Source organism: Palleronia abyssalis (assembly GCF_900302445.1).
Lineage (GTDB): Bacteria > Pseudomonadota > Alphaproteobacteria > Rhodobacterales > Rhodobacteraceae > Palleronia > Palleronia abyssalis.
The window spans coordinates 346,695-364,103 of record NZ_ONZF01000002.1; the positions used below are offsets into that span (position 1 = coordinate 346,695).

The 17,409-nt window shown below is 63.3% G+C and carries 20 protein-coding genes; 13 read left to right on the plus strand and 7 right to left on the minus strand.

All coding sequences use genetic code 11. The annotated features are described in order from the left end of the window. The first annotated feature begins 268 nt into the window (after positions 1 to 268). Entirely contained in the window at positions 269 to 550 is a 282-nt protein-coding gene (locus tag PAA8504_RS05410) for a hypothetical protein (protein ID WP_108893138.1), read from the plus strand. Continuing rightward, positions 522 to 1,226: a winged helix-turn-helix domain-containing protein gene (locus PAA8504_RS05415; protein WP_108893139.1), complete on the plus strand. Its 705-nt coding sequence runs from the start codon at positions 522 to 524 to the stop codon at positions 1,224 to 1,226. Before PAA8504_RS05410 ends, PAA8504_RS05415 begins: the two co-directional genes overlap by 29 nt. A 3-nt stretch (positions 1,227 to 1,229) precedes the next feature. Here the strand turns inward: PAA8504_RS05415 and PAA8504_RS05420 are convergent, their stop codons facing one another. After that, the gene (locus tag PAA8504_RS05420) at positions 1,230 to 2,018 is read right to left on the minus strand and encodes a protein-disulfide reductase DsbD domain-containing protein (protein WP_108893140.1); all 789 of its coding nucleotides are present in this window, start codon (positions 2,016 to 2,018) and stop codon (positions 1,230 to 1,232) included. A 105-nt stretch (positions 2,019 to 2,123) separates the two neighbouring features. Here PAA8504_RS05420 and PAA8504_RS05425 point away from each other — a divergent pair, with 105 nt between their 5' ends. Then, the gene (locus tag PAA8504_RS05425; RefSeq protein WP_108893511.1) at positions 2,124 to 2,696 is read left to right on the plus strand and encodes a YqgE/AlgH family protein; all 573 of its coding nucleotides are present in this window, start codon (positions 2,124 to 2,126) and stop codon (positions 2,694 to 2,696) included. A gap of 3 nt (positions 2,697 to 2,699) precedes the next feature. On the opposite strand, the gene PAA8504_RS05430 is transcribed toward PAA8504_RS05425, so the two are convergent. Both PAA8504_RS05430 and clpB read right to left on the minus strand, forming a co-directional pair. Beyond that, the gene (locus PAA8504_RS05430; protein ID WP_108893141.1) at positions 2,700 to 2,900 is read right to left on the minus strand and encodes a DUF1127 domain-containing protein; all 201 of its coding nucleotides are present in this window, start codon (positions 2,898 to 2,900) and stop codon (positions 2,700 to 2,702) included. A gap of 283 nt (positions 2,901 to 3,183) precedes the next feature. Next, entirely contained in the window at positions 3,184 to 5,799 is a 2,616-nt protein-coding gene (gene clpB / locus PAA8504_RS05435) for an ATP-dependent chaperone ClpB (protein ID WP_108893142.1), read from the minus strand. A gap of 208 nt (positions 5,800 to 6,007) precedes the next feature. Between clpB and PAA8504_RS05440 the strand changes: the two genes are divergently transcribed. Beyond that, positions 6,008 to 6,292 carry a hypothetical protein gene (locus PAA8504_RS05440; RefSeq protein WP_108893143.1) on the plus strand — a complete coding sequence of 95 codons (285 nt, stop codon included), beginning with the start codon at positions 6,008 to 6,010 and terminating at the stop codon, positions 6,290 to 6,292. A 60-nt stretch (positions 6,293 to 6,352) separates the two neighbouring features. Here the strand turns inward: PAA8504_RS05440 and PAA8504_RS05445 are convergent, their stop codons facing one another. Continuing rightward, entirely contained in the window at positions 6,353 to 7,078 is a 726-nt protein-coding gene (locus PAA8504_RS05445; RefSeq protein ID WP_108893144.1) for a hypothetical protein, read from the minus strand. A 119-nt stretch (positions 7,079 to 7,197) separates the two neighbouring features. On the opposite strand from PAA8504_RS05445, the gene pyrF reads away from it, so the two are divergent. From pyrF to PAA8504_RS21995, 4 genes are all read left to right on the plus strand, one after another. Next, complete coding sequence (gene pyrF / locus PAA8504_RS05450; RefSeq protein ID WP_108893145.1) at positions 7,198 to 7,890, plus strand: orotidine-5'-phosphate decarboxylase; 693 nt, start codon at positions 7,198 to 7,200, stop codon at positions 7,888 to 7,890. A gap of 15 nt (positions 7,891 to 7,905) precedes the next feature. Then, the gene (locus tag PAA8504_RS05455; protein ID WP_108893146.1) at positions 7,906 to 8,697 is read left to right on the plus strand and encodes a metallophosphoesterase; all 792 of its coding nucleotides are present in this window, start codon (positions 7,906 to 7,908) and stop codon (positions 8,695 to 8,697) included. Positions 8,698 to 8,902: 205 nt separating this feature from the next. Then, on the plus strand, positions 8,903 to 9,925 hold the full coding sequence (locus tag PAA8504_RS05460) for an aspartate-semialdehyde dehydrogenase (protein WP_108893147.1): 1,023 nt from the start codon (positions 8,903 to 8,905) through the stop codon (positions 9,923 to 9,925). 107 nt (positions 9,926 to 10,032) lie between these two features. Continuing rightward, positions 10,033 to 10,173, plus strand: a complete 141-nt coding sequence (locus tag PAA8504_RS21995) for a hypothetical protein (protein ID WP_181375704.1) — start codon at positions 10,033 to 10,035, stop codon at positions 10,171 to 10,173. Between the two features lie 432 nt (positions 10,174 to 10,605). Here the strand turns inward: PAA8504_RS21995 and PAA8504_RS05465 are convergent, their stop codons facing one another. Beyond that, positions 10,606 to 11,256: a carbonic anhydrase gene (locus PAA8504_RS05465; RefSeq protein WP_108893148.1), complete on the minus strand. Its 651-nt coding sequence runs from the start codon at positions 11,254 to 11,256 to the stop codon at positions 10,606 to 10,608. Positions 11,257 to 11,391: 135 nt separating this feature from the next. Here PAA8504_RS05465 and PAA8504_RS05470 point away from each other — a divergent pair, with 135 nt between their 5' ends. The 3 genes from PAA8504_RS05470 to PAA8504_RS05480 all read left to right on the plus strand — a co-directional run bounded on the left by PAA8504_RS05470 (position 11,392) and on the right by PAA8504_RS05480 (position 14,045). Further along, on the plus strand, positions 11,392 to 11,760 hold the full coding sequence (locus PAA8504_RS05470) for a hypothetical protein (protein WP_108893149.1): 369 nt from the start codon (positions 11,392 to 11,394) through the stop codon (positions 11,758 to 11,760). 66 nt (positions 11,761 to 11,826) lie between these two features. Next, positions 11,827 to 13,218 carry a leucyl aminopeptidase family protein gene (locus PAA8504_RS05475; RefSeq protein WP_108893150.1) on the plus strand — a complete coding sequence of 464 codons (1,392 nt, stop codon included), beginning with the start codon at positions 11,827 to 11,829 and terminating at the stop codon, positions 13,216 to 13,218. Beyond that, positions 13,215 to 14,045 carry a C40 family peptidase gene (locus tag PAA8504_RS05480; RefSeq protein ID WP_108893151.1) on the plus strand — a complete coding sequence of 277 codons (831 nt, stop codon included), beginning with the start codon at positions 13,215 to 13,217 and terminating at the stop codon, positions 14,043 to 14,045. The genes PAA8504_RS05475 and PAA8504_RS05480 overlap by 4 nt, the downstream gene beginning before the upstream one ends. On the opposite strand, the gene PAA8504_RS05485 is transcribed toward PAA8504_RS05480, so the two are convergent. Next, positions 14,046 to 14,393: a DUF2794 domain-containing protein gene (locus tag PAA8504_RS05485; RefSeq protein ID WP_108893152.1), complete on the minus strand. Its 348-nt coding sequence runs from the start codon at positions 14,391 to 14,393 to the stop codon at positions 14,046 to 14,048. Positions 14,394 to 14,693: 300 nt separating this feature from the next. Between PAA8504_RS05485 and PAA8504_RS05490 the strand changes: the two genes are divergently transcribed. Continuing rightward, positions 14,694 to 16,352 (plus strand): Y-family DNA polymerase, encoded by a 1,659-nt coding sequence (locus PAA8504_RS05490; protein WP_108893153.1) that lies wholly within the window; start codon positions 14,694 to 14,696, stop codon positions 16,350 to 16,352. 84 nt (positions 16,353 to 16,436) lie between these two features. Then, the gene (locus tag PAA8504_RS05495; protein ID WP_108893154.1) at positions 16,437 to 17,069 is read left to right on the plus strand and encodes a glutathione S-transferase family protein; all 633 of its coding nucleotides are present in this window, start codon (positions 16,437 to 16,439) and stop codon (positions 17,067 to 17,069) included. A 15-nt stretch (positions 17,070 to 17,084) separates the two neighbouring features. Here PAA8504_RS05495 and PAA8504_RS05500 read toward each other — a convergent pair whose 3' ends face one another. Beyond that, entirely contained in the window at positions 17,085 to 17,345 is a 261-nt protein-coding gene (locus PAA8504_RS05500; RefSeq protein WP_108893155.1) for an I78 family peptidase inhibitor, read from the minus strand. Between the last annotated feature and the right edge of the window lie 64 nt (positions 17,346 to 17,409).

Consider the following 17,409-nt stretch of genomic DNA (forward strand, 5'->3'; position numbering starts at 1 on the left):
GACGCCATGGGCGCGACGGCTAGGGTCAGCCCAAGGCTTGCGGCCATCAAAGTGCGTTTCATTTCGGTCCCCCCGTCATTCGGGTCCATCACTAGGGCCCTGATGCGGCCCTCGTTGGCTTGGACCGAAGATGGGGTCGTACGGCCCAGACAGGCAATGACAGGGGCCTGTCATGGGATGACACCGGGCACCGCGCGCCTATGTCATTGAATGACAAGCATCTGAACCCCCACATGCGAGACGCCTCTTTCGCCTGGAACCTCATGTCATGATACGCGATGCAACCCTGATGTCCGTTTTGGTCGTGCTGATCGCAGGTCCGGCCCAAGCGGATTGCCTGGTGGACTATAAGGCCAAAAAGGACGATCCCTTGCAGTTGCACTACGGCGTGATCCGTCTGGACGATGCGGACTGCGCCGACCCGGCGCCGGCGATCTCGGACCGGATTGCCGGGGATGGATGGACTTTGCTGACAGTCATGGACGACTTGTCCGAGGCCGAAGCGGAAGAGAGGCGATCGGATGCTGGCGCGTATTTCCTCCGTTACTGAAAGTTCGAAGGGCATTGCGCGGTTGATCGGTTGGGGCGTCGTCGCGATCGTGGGTATCCTCGGCGTGACGGCGACCTTACTGTTGGTGACATTGCCCGATGCGAACGCGTTCAACGAGCGGGTCGAGCGTATCTTCATCGAGAACAGCGGCCTGACCGATCCTGAATCCGTTGGCCTTCTTGAAATCCTCGCGCAATCGGGGACCGCGTTTTCGGAAGTGTTGGCCAGTTACCGGGTCGTTCTGTTCGTCCTTCTCGTGTTCGCGGTGGCCCTTCTGGTGGCGGCTTTGGTTTTTCTGATCATCATGGTGACACTCTATCGGCGCATGGGCGAAATCGAGAGATCCGGGATCCAGGTCTCGTCGCTGTTGATCAGCCGGGACGAGCGATCTGTCTACCTCAACAACATGGAGTTCAGGCTGACCGAGGCGGCCATCGAGACGCTGAGCGTTCTGGCCGAAGCGCGCATGGACGAGGATATCCTGTCCGGCGCCCAGATCGAGGCGATGGTGTCCGGGCGAAGCCTGTCGGACTGCGACGAAGCGGCAGGCGCGACGCGGATCAAACGTCTGCGCGACGCGCTGGGCAACCAGTTGGTCAGCGAGCTTCTGGTCCGAACGATCGCGCGCCGCGGTTACGTGCTTGCGATAGACAAGGACGTGATCCGGATGCTCTGACGTTCAGTCGCAGCCGACGATCTCGGCAGCGCCGCGGGATCCGACGACGGTCATGCGAAGTGCGCTCCGGTCGACCATCAAGGGCTGCCCACGCGGAGGCGCGATCGACACGGAGGCGAGCAGCTTTGCCCCCTCCCGACGTGCGTAGGTATCGGACAACCTAAGGTTCGGATCGCCAGATTCGAAAACGACATCCTCCCCCTCACCGAGGGACGGCATGGACAAGGTCGCTGTCAGTTCGGCGCCTTTCGGGGTCAGGCGGATGTCGCAGGCCACACCAGAAAGCTCTGCCTCCGACCCCGTAAGGGGCCGGTTCGCAAGGGCAAAACGAATCCTCGCATCCGGGCGGACGTGATTGGCCGATAACGCGATTTCGGATCGGGCGCTGACCGGAACGCAGATATCGTCGCATACCCCCATGTCTATGGCCAGTTTCAGGTCGACCGGCCTGCCCGTGTGGCGGGGCGTGATCTCGATCGGAAGAACGACCCCGTCCCGGTAGCCGACCGACCGCATACCGCTTTGCCAGAAGACCTCGGGCGCGGGCCAATGAATCCGAACGGCTTCTACGTTCTCCGACCCGGACCAATCGAATGTCGGCGGAATGCCCGCATCGCCGGGGTGGCGCCAATAGGTTTTCCAGCCGGGATCCAGCCGGATTTCCAGCGCGGCCATGTGGCGGCCGTTCTCCATCCTCCAGCCGGGCAGTAAACGAAGATCGTCGACACCCTGCTGGGACAGGGCTGCGGTTGCGCTGCAAAGCAGCGCGATCAGGGCAAGGGTCTGGCGCATACGCCTTCCTTAACGGCCCGACGTAAGCCTACGGAAGTCACAAGACCGGGATATGCGGGGGTAGGCGGGGTTGCGCGGCGCGCAGGCAACGCCATGTTCTGGGGCATGACAGATGAGACCACCCTCAAAGACCTGACCGGAAAACTGCTGATCGCCATGCCCGGTATGGGCGATACCCGCTTCGAGAAAAGCGTGGTGGTCCTCGTGGCACATGGTTCAGACGGGGGAATGGGGCTGATCATTAACAAGCCAGCGCCGTCGATCGACTTGGGCCACTTGCTGGAGCAGTTGTCCATCGAAGGGGAAATCGCGGCGAACGGGCCGATCTTCTTCGGCGGGCCGGTCGAAAATTCGCGGGGTTTCGTGCTGCACTCGTCGGATTATCGCCAGGACGACACGACGCTGAGTATCGACGACCAAATGGGGATGACGGCCACCTTGGATATCTTGCAGGCCATGGCCAACGGGGCCGGGCCCGACAAGTCAATCGTCGCGCTTGGCTATGCCGGGTGGGGGCCGGGACAGCTGGAAGAAGAGATCGCCCAGAACGGGTGGCTGATTGCCGATGCCGAGCCCGATCTGGTGTTTTCTGGCGACCACTCGGGAAAGTGGATCGCCGCCATCGAGGCGCTGGGGATCAACCCCATTCTTCTTTCAGCGGAAGGCGGCCGGGCCTAGGCGTCAGTATCCGGCGGCCTGACGCGCTATGTCGTCGATCTGGCCACGGCTGATGCCGATATCCAGAAGGTCGCGGTTGCTCAGCCCGTCGAGCTCGGCGTGAACGCGGTTGTATTCCTGGCGCTGGGCGCGACGGGTTGCCAGCTCGGCGCGAAGACGGCCCAGAAATCCAGTGTCGAAGCGGATGTTGCTCAAAGTGGCCATGGTGATGTCCTTCAATGCGTGTGTCTGTGTTTCAGCACTGCAGATGGCCCCTTTCGAGGTCGGTGAGAACACACAGCTTCGAATGCCCGGTTTGCGTTTGCTGCAATGCAGCGTTAGCGCCGTCGGCGGCCCGGGAAACCGGGCGGCGTCCGGACATGTGGACCATCTTTGACGTCCAAAGACGAAAAGACCCGGCGCGCGAGGCACGCCGGGTCCCAGTATTGATCTCCCCGCTAGGCTGAACGTGTCACGCGCGGCGGGGCCTTTCGTTCCCTGCAGGCGATCAATGCACCACGGTGTTTGCCGGCGGTTGCCGGTTTGACGCCGCGACCCTGTCGCCGACAAGCAAGCCGTCCGCGCCCGCATCGACCGTCACCGTCTGCCCGTCCGCTATATCGCCGGCCAGTATCATCTCGGCCAACTGGTCCTGCAGGGCGCGCTGGATGACCCGCTTCAGAGGGCGCGCGCCGAAGACAGGGTCGTATCCTTCATCGGCCAGCCACTTCCGCGCCGCGTCCGAAAGATCCAACGTGATCTTGCGCTGTGCCAGGCGCCGTTCCAGCCGGTGAAGCTGGATGTCGACGATGCCCGTCATGTCCTCGCGGCCAAGGCGGTCGAAGATGACCGTTTCATCCAGGCGGTTCAGGAACTCGGGCCGGAAATGCGCCCGAACCGCATCCATGACGTCGCGCTTGGCAGCGGCACTGTCGGCCCCCTCGGGCATCTGGCTAAGGGCCTGCGATCCAAGGTTCGAGGTTAGGACGATCAGCGTCTGCTTGAAGTCGACCGTCCGGCCCTGGCCATCCGTCAGCATCCCGTCATCGAGAACCTGCAACAGGACGTTGAATACGTCGGGGTGGGCCTTCTCGACCTCGTCGAACAGGATCACCTGATACGGACGCCGGCGCACGGCTTCGGTCAGGACGCCACCTTCATCATATCCGACGTATCCCGGGGGGGCGCCGATAAGGCGGGCGACCGAGTGCTTTTCCATGAACTCGGACATGTCGATCCGGACCATGGCCTGATCGTCGTCGAACAAGTATTCCGCGACGGCCTTGGTCAGCTCTGTCTTGCCGACGCCGGTGGGGCCCAGGAACAGGAACGAGCCCAGGGGGCGGTTCTCGTCGTTCAGACCCGCGCGGGCGCGCCGGACGGCGTTGGCCACAGCCGTGACCGCGGTTTTCTGCCCCACCACGCGGCGGCCCAGCTCTTCCTCCATCCGCAACAGCTTGTCGCGCTCGCCCTCCAGCATCTTGGACATCGGGATTCCGGTCCAGCGTTCGACGACGCTGGCGATCTGCTCTGGGCGGACGGCTTCCTCGACCATGAGGTCGTCCTCGTGCTCTTCGGCCTCGCCCAGCTCACGCTCCAGCTGCGGGATGATCCCGTAGGACAGCTCGCCCGCCCGGGCCAGGTTGCCCTCGCGCTTGGCAATGTCGAGTTCCGCGCGCGCGCGGTCGAGCTGCTCTTTCAGCCCGCGAGAGGTGTTGAGCTTGTCACGCTCGGACTGCCATTTGGCGGTCATCTCGTCCGCACGTTCCTGCAGGTTGGCCAGCTCACGCTCGAGCTTCTCAAGCCGGTCCTTCGAGGCCTGGTCGTCTTCCTTGCGCAATGCTTCCTGTTCGATCTGCATCTGCAACAGCTGCCGGTCGATGGCGTCCAGCTCCTCGGGCTTGGAATCGACTTCCATGCGCAGGCGGCTGGCGGCCTCGTCCACCAGGTCGATGGCCTTGTCGGGCAGGAACCGGTCCGTGATGTAGCGGTGCGAAAGCTGCGCCGCCGAGACAAGGGCCGAGTCGCTGATCCGCACGCCGTGGTGCAGTTCGTACTTCTCCTTGATGCCGCGCAGGATCGACACCGTGTCCTCGACGGTCGGCTCCTCGACCAGCAGGGGCTGGAAGCGGCGGGCCAGCGCCGCGTCCTTCTCCACATGCTTGCGATACTCGTCGAGGGTGGTCGCGCCAACGCAGTGCAGCTCACCCCGTGCCAAGGCAGGCTTCAGCAGGTTCGAGGCATCCATTGCCCCGTCCGCCTTCCCGGCTCCGACCAGCGTGTGCATCTCGTCGATGAACAGCAGAACCTCGCCTGCGGCGGCCTCGACCTCCTTCAGAATGGACTTCAGGCGCTCCTCGAACTCGCCGCGATATTTCGCGCCGGCGATCAGGGCCCCCATGTCCAGCGCCAGCAGCCGCTTGTTGCGCAGTGATTCGGGCACGTCGCCGTCGATGATGCGCAGGGCCAAGCCTTCGGCGATGGCGGTCTTGCCGACGCCGGGTTCGCCGATCAGCACGGGGTTGTTTTTGGTGCGACGCGACAGGACCTGCATGGTCCGTCGGATCTCGTCATCGCGCCCGATGATCGGGTCGATCTTGCCCTCGCGGGCGCGCTGGGTCAGGTCGATAGAATACTTCTTCAGCGCCTCGTACCCTTCCTCGGCGCTGGCCGAGTCCGCAGTGCGACCCTTCCGGATATCGTTGATCGCGGCGTTCAGGGCCTGCGCGTTCACCGCACCGGCGTCCAGCGCGTCCTTCGCCTTGGACTTCACCATCGACAGCGCGGTCAGGATGCGTTCGACCGGCACGAAGCTGTCGCCGGCCTTCTTCGCAAGCTTCTCAGCCTCGTCCAGAACGCGGGCCGTCGTCTGGTCGAGGTAGACTTGACCTGCATCGCCCGACACCTTGGGCAGCTTGCCCAAGGACAGGTCGATCTGCTCGGCCACGCGTTGGGGCGCGCCACCGGCCTTGGAAATCAGGTTCGACGCCAACCCCTGGTCGTCGTCGAGCAGGGCTTTCAGCAGGTGTTCGGGTACGAGACGTTGATGATTCTCTCGCAGGGCGATGGTCTGAGCCGCTTCGATGAAGCCGCGCGACCGTTCAGTGAACTTTTCAAGGTTCATTTCTGTCTTCTCCTATCACAAGCACCCCACGCAACCGCCCGCGTCGGCACGGTTCTTCGGGGCCTCCGGGGCATAGATGGGGAGGCAGCCACACCCGATCAAGATTGCGACTCACGCGGGCGTGAGATGGTTGACAAGGAACTTATCCACAGCATCGCGCGCTGTTGTGAAAATGGGGCGCACCCCAGAGCAGCAAAGGAACAGACCCATGGCAGGTAATTCCACTAACGTCGTGTCCGCCCGCGCCGGCATGATCGTACTCGATGCCAAGATCGATTCCGTTCACCGCGACCGCGATTTCGGACGGATCGAGGCAACCGTGGTATTAGACGTCAAGCGCAAGGGTGAAGCGAAACGCGCCGTCCGTCTGCGCACGAACGTGCCTTCACGTGGCACCGCGTCCCTGCGGGAACGCCTCGTCGCCGATGCAGCCGCCATGGCGGCTTATTTCCTGGAGCAGGATGCCAAGGCGCCGGTCGACCGCGTCGCCTGATACTTGGCATCTGGAATACGAAAAACGCCCCGGAATTTCCGGGGCGTTTTGTTGTCAATATTATTGGGCGATCGTCTCGTCGTCGCGTCCTTCGGGTCCCGACGGGGTCGGGATGAACGCCGCGCCGCCATCATCGGTATCGCGGACAACATCCTGATCTGGTTCGGGGTCGAGGTTCACCTGAGCGTCGCGACCCTCGGGCAGGTCTTCTGCGCCCTCGGTCGAGGCTTGGGTGTCGACGTTGTCGGTATTGTCGGCACCGATCGTCTCTTCGTCCAGCAGGAATTCTTCGGTTGCCGATTGGTCTTCGGTAGTCGGGTTATCGGCTGCACCCTCGTCGCCGAGCTCCCCATCCGCACCGCCAGAGCCGACTTCGCCGGTCGACGTCGCGCCCACGGTTCCGCTGTCGCCTTCACTCTCGACTCCCGCAGCGTCGTCGTTCGCCGTATCGGCCAGACGTTCGTCGACGTTGGTTTCACCCTCGATATCCGATCCGCTGGTATCGACGCGGTCTGCCGCGGGAACAGTGTCCACGCCTTCGGCAGCGGGCGTTACGTCATCCACCTGTTCGGTGATGCCTTCCTCGACCTCATCGGCCTCACCTTCGGGCATCGTTCCGGCACCGGCAGGCTCGCCCTCGATGTCGTCCTCGGCGATGATGGTCGGCTCATCCGGCGGGGTCTCATCCCCAAGACTGAAGACTCCGACAATGATCGCCACAACGACGACGGCTATAATACCGATCGGAAGAAGAGGATTTCCCGCCCCCTTCGAAGAATTGGCCATGAGATCTCTCCTTGATTTCCTTTGGGGCGGAAACGGGGTCGCGGGCCGCGTTGTTCCCCATCTTGCCGCTTTGCCGCAGATCGGGCAAAGGGCGTCCAGAGTTCAAGGAGTGTCCGAATATGGCAGACGACAGATTGATCGTGGCCCTGGATACAGGCGACGCGCTGAGTGGACTGAACCTGGCGCAGCGGATCGGTGATGCCGTCGGGTTCTACAAGATCGGGCTTGGGATGCTGACGGGCGGCGGGCTTGCGCTGGCGCGTGAGCTTAAGGACGATCACGACAAGCGCATCTTCCTGGACATGAAACTCTTCGATATCGGCGCCACCGTTGAAGCTGCGGTTCGCGGTCTGACGCGGTTCGGCATCGATTTTCTGACCGTCCACGGGGATCCGCACGTGGTTCGCGCCGCAATGGAAGGGGCCGCGGGCAGCGAGACGCGTATTCTCGCGGTGACGATCCTGACCTCGCTGGACCGTGACGATCTGGACGCGTCCCTCATGCGTCAGGGGGACGTGACCGACCTTGTGCAGGAAAGGGCCGGACGTGCATTCGAAGCTGGCGCCGATGGCGTGATCGCGTCCCCGCACGAGGCAGCCGCGATCCGGGCCTTAGGAAGTTCTTCGGACCGTTTGATCGTGACCCCCGGCGTCCGGCCGAAAGGCGCGCTGCAGGACGATCAGAAGCGCGTGTCGACCCCACGGGCCGCGCTGGATGCCGGGGCGGATCACATCGTCGTCGGACGGCCAATTTGGCAAGCGGTGGATCCCCACGCTGCTGCTCAAGCTATCATGGACGAGATCGCAGGCTGAGTTAGGTCGCGACGCATGACCATATATTCAATCGGCGACATTCACGGGCAGTCGGGTCAACTCGACCGTGCCATTGGGCTTATCGAGCAAGACGGCGGGCCCGAGGCCCGGATCGTGTTCCTTGGCGATTACACGGATCGCGGGTCGGACAGCAAGGGCGTGCTGGACCGGTTGATCGCGGGGCGCGATGCCGGCAAGCCGTGGCGCTTCGTTCGCGGCAATCACGACCGGATGTTCATGAATTTCCTGCTGAGCGGGGAACAGCATGATAGGAACATCAAGTCAGGCCTGAGCTGGATGAACCGGCGCCTGGGTGGGCCGAAAACCTTGGAGAGCTACGGGTTGGGCGGTGCGCCCATGTTCCTTCATTCCCGGAACGGCGGTCGCGAGACGCTGGCCTCCTACGACGTGGATGGCCGCAGCCTTTCCGATCTCGAACTTGCGCAGGAAGCCCGGGTCCTTGTGCCAGAAGCCCACAAGCAGTTCCTGGCGGACCTGCCTTTGTATATCGAGGATGGACAGTATTTGTTCGTTCACGCTGGACTACGGCCCGGAATCGACCTGAAGGATCAGGTCGAAGACGATCTGATCTGGATCCGGGACGGGTGGCTGGACAGTACTAAGACGCACCCGTGGCTTGTAGTCCACGGACACACCGCTCTCGATTTCCCTCAGCACCACGGCAATCGCGTCAATCTGGACGGTGGGGCGGGTTTCGGGAATCCGCTGGTGCCCGCCGTTTTCGACGAGGACGGGGTCTTCACTTTGCACGAAGACGGACGTCGCCCCTTGCGGCCCCCAGCTTAGCCGAGGGCCGCGTCAGGAGTCAGCGCGTCTGGAGATAGTTCCAGCAGGCGAGGGCAAGCAAGGCGATCAGGATAATGAGAACGATGATGTACATGTGGTCGCTCCTTCAGGCGGTGTTCGGAACGGCTACATAGATCGCCGCCGTCCTCTTTCACGTCCCTGATTGTTAAGGTAAGAGGCCGAGTCTTCAAGAAGGAGGATCTTCATGGGCTACAAGATCGCCATCGCGGGTGCCACGGGGAATGTGGGTCGCGAAATGCTGAACATCCTGGCCGAGCGCGGTTTCCCCGCGGACGAGGTCGTTGCGCTGGCCAGCCGAAAGTCGCTGGGCACCGAAGTCAGCTATGGTGACCGGACCCTGAAAACGAAGGACCTTGATACGTTCGATTTCACCGGTTTCGACATGGCGCTGTTCGCCATCGGGTCGGATGCGACAAAGATCTATGCCCCGAAGGCGGCCAAGGCCGGGTGCGTGGTAATCGACAATTCGTCGCTGTATCGTTATGATCCGGATGTTCCACTGATCGTGCCGGAGTGTAATCCCCAGGCGATCCACGGGTATTCCAAGAAAAACATCATCGCCAATCCCAACTGTTCGACCGCTCAGATGGTCGTTGCGCTGAAGCCCCTGCACGACCGCGCGAAGATCAAGCGCGTCGTGGTGTCGACCTATCAATCCGTGTCCGGCGCAGGGAAGGAGGGCATGGACGAGCTGTGGGACCAGACCAAGTCGATCTACAACCCGACACACGACGTTCCGGCCAAGAAGTTCCAGAAGCAGATCGCGTTCAACGTCATTCCCCATATCGACGTCTTCATGGATGACGGTTCGACCAAGGAAGAATGGAAGATGGTCGCCGAAACCAAGAAGATCATCGACACCGCGATCAAGGTGCAGGCCACCTGTGTCCGGGTGCCGGTTTTTGTGGGTCATTCGGAATCGGTGAATGTCGAATTCGAGGAGTTCCTCGACGAAGACGAGGCGCGGGACATCCTGCGCGAGGCGCCGGGGATCATGGTCGTCGACAAGCGCGAGGATGGTGGCTACGTGACGCCGATTGAATGCGTCGGCGACTTCGCCACCTTCATCTCGCGTCTGCGCCAGGACTCGACGGTCGAGAACGGGCTGTCCTTCTGGTGCGTCAGCGACAATCTGCGGAAGGGCGCCGCCCTGAACGCCGTCCAGATCGCCGAGCTTTTGGGTCGTGAAGTCCTTAAGAAGGGATGAGGCGCGCAACAATCGCGTCAAATACCAAGGATTTCACGAACCGGACCGAAACTGGTCACAATTAACCAAGACTAATCGGGGGAGCCTCATAACGAAAAGGTCCTCCGATGTCTGAACTCATGATCAAAGCCCGCGAAGGTCGCCGTATCGCTCTGAGCGCAGTGCGCCGGATCGAGGACAATGTCTTCGCGGATATTCACCCGCGGTCCGACGCACAGCTTCAGCAGGTCCTGAAGCATGCCTGTTGACGCAATGGCAAATCGTCTCCCGGCAGGAGGGGACCTGAGGGGTCACTGCACGTCCCCGGGTCGGTGGACGTTCCCTCCCCAAAAGTTGGGCGGAGTATTTGCCTTGGCACCCAGAGTATATTTATCCGAGCCGCAAACCTCCCGAAACGGACGTCTCTGACGCGCTTAGAGCTAAAGGTGTGCCTGTTCGATCGGCGGTAAGGTTTGGGTTTTGCGCAAAGCTGAGAAAAATTGCCCGCGTTTAAAGCGTGCGTGCGCGGGCGACGCTGCCGTACAGTTCGGGATAAGGAAAAGTCCTTAACCTGTGAGGTGAATTGATGTCCGATATGCTGACCAAGGCTCGAAAAGGCCGTCGGGTTGCCCTGGAAGTCTCGCGGCGTCGGGAAAGAAACGTCTTTGCGGATCTGATCGTGCCCGGACCTCGAATCTAGGTCAGACTGCCACGAACTCGTCGGTCTTGGGGTCCAGCATTCGCAGGCTTCCTTCCGCAATATCATTGTGCAATCCGTGCAGGGAAAGCCGGTCTTTTTCGACGGCGTCTTTGACGAAAGGAAAAGACATGAGATTGTCGAGGGAAGTTCGAACCGCCTCGAGCTCAAGCTGGGAGACGCGTGATGCGTCGTCGGCAGCCGGATCCAGCCGCTCGAATCCCGGCAAAAGCAAGTCCATCCAGCGGCCGACGAAACTGGTCTTCTCGTTCAGTTCCGGCGCGTTTCCGGTACACATGTCGAAGCAGCCCTGAACGCCACCGCATTTGGAATGGCCCATGACGATGATGTGGGCGACGCGCAGTGCGGTCACGGCATATTCTACCGCGGCCGAGGTGCCGTGCTGGTTTCCGTCAGGTTCGTAGGGAGGCACCAGATTTGCGATGTTCCGATGAATGAAGAACTCGCCCTGTTCCGCCCCGAAGATCGACGTCACGTGAACGCGGCTGTCGCAGCACGAGATAACCATTGCACGCGGGCGCTGACCTTCTTCGGCAAGGCGGCGATACCAGCTATGGTTTTCCGAGAATGTCGTCGCCCTCCATCCATGATAGCGCTGGACGAGATATTGCGGCAGCGGTTTCGCCGGAGACATACGCTCCTCCTTGGTTTCGGTCATGTGAATGATCTAGCTGGGATCCTAGGCATTTTCCATCGCTGTGGGGTGTCCTCCTAAACTTCCCCTTAGAACTGGTATGTCACCTTACCCCGGGGATTGAGGGAGACTTGGATGAGCGTAGTGGACATACGGCTTTATGAGAATGCGCGACAGGATACCTGGCGCTTGTTCGGGATAGAAACCGATTGTGACCCGCAGGAGGGGCTGGGACGTGCCCTCGATGAGATTGCGATACAGCTGCAGCTTGTTCAGACCGCAGCAAAGGATGATGACGCTGCCCAGCTGGCGTTGTCCTGCCGCAGGATCGGCGAAGACGCGAGCGTTCTTGGCCTGAATCGGATTGCCCGCGTGGCGCGTGCGGTCGAAAAGCTGTTGCACCAGAATGATCCGAACGCATTGGCTGCGAATGTCGCTCGCCTCATGCGGCTTGGCGACGGCCTGTTCGAGGATGTATGGGGGATGCAAAACCAGCCAGGTTAGGGATTGCAGCCAAGGATCCCAGGGCTAGGGTGCCGGCACCCCGACTTGGCCCGAGGAGCACTTTGGATGGACCGACCCTCTATGAAATTCGCCTCGGAGACCGAAGGGGCACGGCCGATCCATGTCCTCAGGCCAGAAGACTTCGAGGCTTGGTCGGTAAACCAGACAGAGGCGACGCGCATTTGGGTCTCGGCCCTAGCGTTCGAGGCGCGGGCGGGGCAGACGCTGGTCTTGCCCGGCACGGACGGTGCGCCAAGCGCGGCTCTCGTCGGGCTGGGGGCGAAAGCCCGGAACGGAAGGCAGCGTTTTTCCGTAGCGGCGGCCAGAGCCGAGCTGCCCGCCGGTATCTGGCGCATCGCCACCCACCTTCCCGGCGAAGAGATGGCCGAAGCTGCTCTCGGATGGCTCTTGTCGGGTTACAGGTTCGACCGTTTTGCCGAAGCCAAGACACCGAAGGCCATGCTTGTGGCCCCTGACGGGGTCGATGCCGCCCGGATCGAGGCCATCGCGGCCGGAGAGGCGTTGACCCGCGACCTGATCAATACGCCGGCCCGGGACATGGGGCCCGCGGATCTTGCCGCATCTGCGCAGGCATTGGGAAAGGCTTTCGGTGCTGAGGTCGTCGTGCGGAGCGGCGCCGAGATCGCCGAAGGCTTCCCCCTGGTTCAGGCCGTCGGGCAGGCGGCCGGTCCTGATCGCGGCCCTCGGCTGATCGAAATGCGGTGGGGCCAATCTGGCCCACGGGTCACGCTTGTGGGGAAGGGCGTCTGCTTCGATACGGGCGGCCTGAACCTCAAGCCCGGCGCATCCATGGGACTGATGAAGAAGGACATGGGCGGCGCGGCGACGGTCCTGGGTCTGGCACACATGATCATGGCGCTAGGCCTTGATATCCAGCTTCGCGTTCTCATTCCGGCTGTCGAGAATGCCGTCTCGGGCGAGGCGTTCCGCCCCGGCGACATCTTGCCTTCGCGCCTCGGTCCGACGGTCGAGGTCAACAATACCGACGCGGAAGGACGCCTGGTTCTGGCCGATGCGTTGGCGCTTGCCTGCGAGGAAGACCACGACCTTTTGGCATCGATGGCGACTCTGACCGGCGCGGCGAGAGTGGCAGTGGGGCCGGACTTGGCCCCGTTCTATGTCGATGACGACGATGTCGCGTCCGAGTTGATGGCATCCGGACGTCGTGTGCGCGACCCGCTTTGGCGGATGCCGTTTTGGGACCCTTACGAGACCATGATCGAGCCCGGTATCGCAGATCTGGACAATGCGCCCTCGGGTGGATTCGCAGGCTCGATCACGGCAGCCTTGTTCTTGCGGCGGTTCGCAAGGCCTTCGCCGCGATACGTCCATTTCGACATCTACGGCTGGAATCCGACCGCGGCCCCGGCGCGTCCGAAGGGCGGCGTCGGCCAAGGTGCACGGGCGCTGCTTGAACTGATTGCGGGAATGGCATGACCGACCGCCGATTGACCCCTGCCAATGGCCGTGTCGCGGCAAGGGAACTTGCAGGCCGGGTCGAGGCCGAGCGGTTCGTCGCCCCCGAAGCGGCCTCGGTCTTGGCCCCCGTGGCCGATCTCTGGGCCACGCCCGAAGCCCGGGCGCGGGACCGCCAGATCTTGCGCGGTGAAGCGGTGGACATCTACGAGCGTCACCTGGGCATGGCGTTCCTGCGGGCCCGCAAGGATGGATATGTCGGCTATGTCCCCGAGGGCGATCTGGGCGCCCCGCTGGACGCAACCCATATCGTGGGGGTGCCTGCGACACATCTGTATCCCGCGCCGGACATGAAACAGCCGGCCGTGATGCGCCTGTCCTTCGGGGCCCGGCTTAGGGTCGTTGCCGGATCGGACCGTTTCTTCGAAACCGCGGATGGCCTGCATGTGCCCCGCCCGCATCTGTCGCCCGCGAACAGGGCGTTCACCGATCCGGCCAGCGTCGCGCAGCTGTTCTTCGGGGTGCCATATCTTTGGGGCGGGAACTCGATCGACGGGATCGACTGTTCCGGCCTGATCCAGGCGGCGTGCATCGCCTGCCACATCCCGTGCCCGGGGGACAGCGATCTGCAGGAAGGCGTTCTCGGGCGTCCCCTGACGGACGAGGCGGCGCGAAGGGGCGATCTGTATTTCTGGAAAGGCCACGTCGCCATGGCCGTGGATGACGAGGTTCTGATCCACGCCAACGCCCACCACATGGCCGTGAATTACGAGCCCATCGCCGCCGCGATCGCGCGGATCGATGCGCAGGGCGACGGACCTGTCACCTCGCGCCGCCGATTGGACTGATCATTCGATGGCGCGGATCAGCTTGCGGTCCAGGACGCCGAGGACCGCGCGCAAGTCGCTGCCGCGTTTGAGGATTTGGCCGTCCATGCCGATGACCGAATACTGGCCCTGCCGGCTGCGCAGCTTCGGGCGTTTCTCGATCCGGTAGATCGGATGCTCGGCCGTGCGGCGGAAGATGGAAAAGACGGCCACATCCTTCAGGAACGACATGCCGTAGTCGCGCCATTCCCCGGCGGCGACGGCGCGGCCGTACAGACCCAGGATCAGGTTTAGTTCCATCCGATCGAAGGCGACTTGGGCGTGGGGATCGGGCCGCCCGGGAAACGGGGTGGGGGTCATCACGGTCATCTTTGAAAGGTGGGGTAGTGTCGCTCACTTGGCAAGGTGCCATGTCAGCACCGTTGGGCTGTCGCGGAATTGCCCCTGGCGCTTCCGATTTCTGCCATGACGATGTGGCATACGCGGCGGATAGCAAAAGGTGCTACTCCGATGCCGTGGTTTCGTGCCCCCACATGGCTGCGGCATCGGGGATTTTCCTGTCCTTCCTATCCTTCGGTCCGACCGCGGCCGGGAGGACTCGACTCAAGCCCCGATTCGGCGCTAGCCGGACAGAACTTAACGTGAACATCCTGCTGCCACGGGACGCTCATGATGCATCGCCGGATACTTTCCCTCTGGTTTCCACGCCTTGGCGCGGAACGCCTTTTACGTCGCCTGGATACCCCTTTGGGCGGACCCTTCGCGCTGGTTGCTGACCGGGGCGGGGCGCAAGTGCTTGTCAGCCTCGACGCCGGGGCCGAGGGGGCCGGGCTTTCCGTGGGGCAAGGGCTTCGGGATGCGCGTGCAATGTGCCCCGACCTGACCACCCGGTGGGAGGTGCCCGAGGCCGAGGCCGCCTTTCTTTCGGCGCTCAGGCGGTGGGCGGGGAAGTTCAGTCCTTGGGTGGCCGAAGCGCCACCCGACGCCTTGATGGTGGATTTGACGGGGTGTGCGCATCTGTTCGGGGGTGAGGCCGAGCTTCTGAGGCAGATCGAGTTTGATTGCGCCGACCTGCGGCTGACCGTGCAAAGCGGGATCGCCGATACTGTCGGCGCGGCTTGGGCGCTTGCCCGTCATGGGGGGCGGGGGATCGTGGCCAGCCGCTCGGGCGATGCCATTGATCAAGAGGCACCGGCGACCCGGTCGCGTGCCGTGAAACGGCGCCATTGGGAACGTGGGGGGGCCGCGCCGGCAGGGGCGCGCGGCCAGTTCCCATTGGGTGCGGGGCGGATCGCGCCGCCGGGGGGCACGCGGACCGCGCTTGCAGCACTGTCCGTTGCCGCCCTGCGGTTGGAGCCTGCCACGGTGGCCGAGCTGGGGCGGCTGGGGTTGCGCCGGATCGAGGATCTGGCCAATCAGCCGCGGGCCGCGCTGGCCCGTCGGTTCGGACAGCATCTGGTGCAGCGTCTGGACCAGGCCTTGGGCACCGCGCCCGAGCCCGTGTCGCCCGCCCGGCCCGATCCACATTTCGCGGTCCGGATGACCCTGCCTGATCCGATCGGTCTGGAAGAAGACGTGATGGCCGCCGTCGACCGGATTCTGCCGGTGCTCTGTGCGCGCTTGAAAGAAAAGGGGCGCGGGGCGCGGCAGGTGCGGCTGGAATGCCACCGCGCCGATCATACGATGGGCAAGGCCGAGATCGGGCTGGCGCGCCCCTCTTACGAGCCTGAGCGGCTGCGGTCGCTGATCGCCATGAAAGTCTCCGAGATCGAGGCGGGCTTCGGCATCGACACGGTGCGGATCGTGGCCCACGGGACCGAACCTGTGTTCGAGCGTCAGCATCGCGGCCATGCCGACGCGGCCGAGGATGCAAAGGCGCGGCTGACGGGAGTGCCGATGGACGATCTGATCGGCCGGCTGGGCGCGCGCATCGGGCTTGAACGCATCACCCGCACCCATCCCGCCGACAGCCATATCCCCGAGAAGGAGGCGCAAATCCTTGCCGCGGCCTGGTCCGAACCTGCGCAGCACTGGCCCGCTCTGCCCGTGCAGCGACCCTATCTTCTGTGGCCGTCCGAAGCCGTTGGGGCGCCGGACACGCCGCGCCCCCCGGAGGCGTTTCGCTGGCGCAACCGCGACATGTCCGCCGTGGCGGCAGAGGGGCCTGAGCGGATCGCGCCCGAGTGGTGGCTGGACGATCCGGCATGGCGAACCGGGGTACGCGACTACTGGCGCGTCACCTGCATCAGCGGAGAGCGGCTGTGGCTGTACTATGCGCACGGGGCGGGGCTGTCGGCGGGGTGGTTCTGCCAGGGGGCGTTCGCGTAAGGCCTTGCAGCGAAGGGCGCGGCGAACTTGTCCGGGGGGTGGGGCGGCCTACCGTCTAGACCCAGTGATCACAGGAGAGTTCCCATGGCCGACACCGTGCTGCATGGCTTCAGCGGCTCCACCTACGTTCGGACCGCCCGTATCATCCTGCACCGCAAGGGTGTGGAGTACGAGCAGAACCCCGTCAACGTGCTGGAGGGGGAGCCCAAGGGCGAAGAGCATCTGAAGCGCCACCCCTTTGGCAAGGTTCCCGTCCTCGACATCGACGGGCATCGAATCCGCGAGACGGACGCGATCGTCACCTACTTGGAAGCCTCGCGCGAGGGGCCGTCGGCCATTCCCGAAGGCGCCTGGGACAAGACGCGCTGCCAAGAGGTGATCTCGCTGATCCACGGATACGGCTATGATGCGCTAGTCGGGACGGCGTTCTATCACATCATGCCGTCATTCATTGGCGACCCGTCAGAGGCGCAGCATCAGCAGACGCTGGACGCCGCCATGACGTTCATGCGGCTAGTGGGCGAGATTAAAGGCAGCGATCCCTGGCTGGCCGGGCCGTATTGTTCGCTGGCGGATTACTACCTTGGACCAATCGTCTTCTACATCATGACGACGCCACATGGGGATGCATTGCTCGAGGCCGGGGGCCTTCAGGACTGGTGGGCGCGACTTTCGGAGGACGAAGCCCTCAAGGCAACCGAACCCGACATGGGCTGAGGTCGCCGCGCAAGCCTACCCGCAATAGGCGCGGGTAAGGGTGCCGTCGGCGTCGGTCTTCAGGTTCAGGCGTCCCTCGACATAGTCCATCGTCACCATGTCGTTCGGGCCGATCACCCGGCGCCCTTCAGGGCCGGTTGCGTCGACCTCTGCCACGGGGGTTCCGATCCGGGCAGACACGCGCTCGGCCACCGCTTCGCAGGTATCCGGCGTGGCCTGGGGGGCCGTAACCTGACAGGCGGCAAGCGGCAGGATCAGAAAGACGATGCGCAGCATATCAATCCCCAATCGTAAGCTTCCCGGTCCAACGGGCGCCTCGCGATACCGTTCCGGGCCGTGT

Excerpts from the sequence above, each read along its gene's own strand:
- PAA8504_RS05410 (WP_108893138.1), top strand. The coding sequence starts at position 269 with ATGATACGCGATGCAACCCTGATGTCCGTTTTGGTCGTGCTGATCGCA.
- PAA8504_RS05415 (WP_108893139.1), top strand. The coding sequence starts at position 522 with ATGCTGGCGCGTATTTCCTCCGTTACTGAAAGTTCGAAGGGCATTGCG.
- PAA8504_RS05420 (WP_108893140.1), bottom strand. The coding sequence starts at position 2,018 with ATGCGCCAGACCCTTGCCCTGATCGCGCTGCTTTGCAGCGCAACCGCA.
- PAA8504_RS05425 (WP_108893511.1), top strand. The coding sequence starts at position 2,124 with ATGACAGATGAGACCACCCTCAAAGACCTGACCGGAAAACTGCTGATC.
- PAA8504_RS05430 (WP_108893141.1), bottom strand. The coding sequence starts at position 2,900 with ATGGCCACTTTGAGCAACATCCGCTTCGACACTGGATTTCTGGGCCGT.
- clpB (WP_108893142.1), bottom strand. The coding sequence starts at position 5,799 with ATGAACCTTGAAAAGTTCACTGAACGGTCGCGCGGCTTCATCGAAGCG.
- PAA8504_RS05440 (WP_108893143.1), top strand. The coding sequence starts at position 6,008 with ATGGCAGGTAATTCCACTAACGTCGTGTCCGCCCGCGCCGGCATGATC.
- PAA8504_RS05445 (WP_108893144.1), bottom strand. The coding sequence starts at position 7,078 with ATGGCCAATTCTTCGAAGGGGGCGGGAAATCCTCTTCTTCCGATCGGT.
- pyrF (WP_108893145.1), top strand. The coding sequence starts at position 7,198 with ATGGCAGACGACAGATTGATCGTGGCCCTGGATACAGGCGACGCGCTG.
- PAA8504_RS05455 (WP_108893146.1), top strand. The coding sequence starts at position 7,906 with ATGACCATATATTCAATCGGCGACATTCACGGGCAGTCGGGTCAACTC.
- PAA8504_RS05460 (WP_108893147.1), top strand. The coding sequence starts at position 8,903 with ATGGGCTACAAGATCGCCATCGCGGGTGCCACGGGGAATGTGGGTCGC.
- PAA8504_RS21995 (WP_181375704.1), top strand. The coding sequence starts at position 10,033 with ATGTCTGAACTCATGATCAAAGCCCGCGAAGGTCGCCGTATCGCTCTG.
- PAA8504_RS05465 (WP_108893148.1), bottom strand. The coding sequence starts at position 11,256 with ATGTCTCCGGCGAAACCGCTGCCGCAATATCTCGTCCAGCGCTATCAT.
- PAA8504_RS05470 (WP_108893149.1), top strand. The coding sequence starts at position 11,392 with ATGAGCGTAGTGGACATACGGCTTTATGAGAATGCGCGACAGGATACC.
- PAA8504_RS05475 (WP_108893150.1), top strand. The coding sequence starts at position 11,827 with ATGGACCGACCCTCTATGAAATTCGCCTCGGAGACCGAAGGGGCACGG.
- PAA8504_RS05480 (WP_108893151.1), top strand. The coding sequence starts at position 13,215 with ATGACCGACCGCCGATTGACCCCTGCCAATGGCCGTGTCGCGGCAAGG.
- PAA8504_RS05485 (WP_108893152.1), bottom strand. The coding sequence starts at position 14,393 with ATGACCGTGATGACCCCCACCCCGTTTCCCGGGCGGCCCGATCCCCAC.
- PAA8504_RS05490 (WP_108893153.1), top strand. The coding sequence starts at position 14,694 with ATGATGCATCGCCGGATACTTTCCCTCTGGTTTCCACGCCTTGGCGCG.
- PAA8504_RS05495 (WP_108893154.1), top strand. The coding sequence starts at position 16,437 with ATGGCCGACACCGTGCTGCATGGCTTCAGCGGCTCCACCTACGTTCGG.
- PAA8504_RS05500 (WP_108893155.1), bottom strand. The coding sequence starts at position 17,345 with ATGCTGCGCATCGTCTTTCTGATCCTGCCGCTTGCCGCCTGTCAGGTT.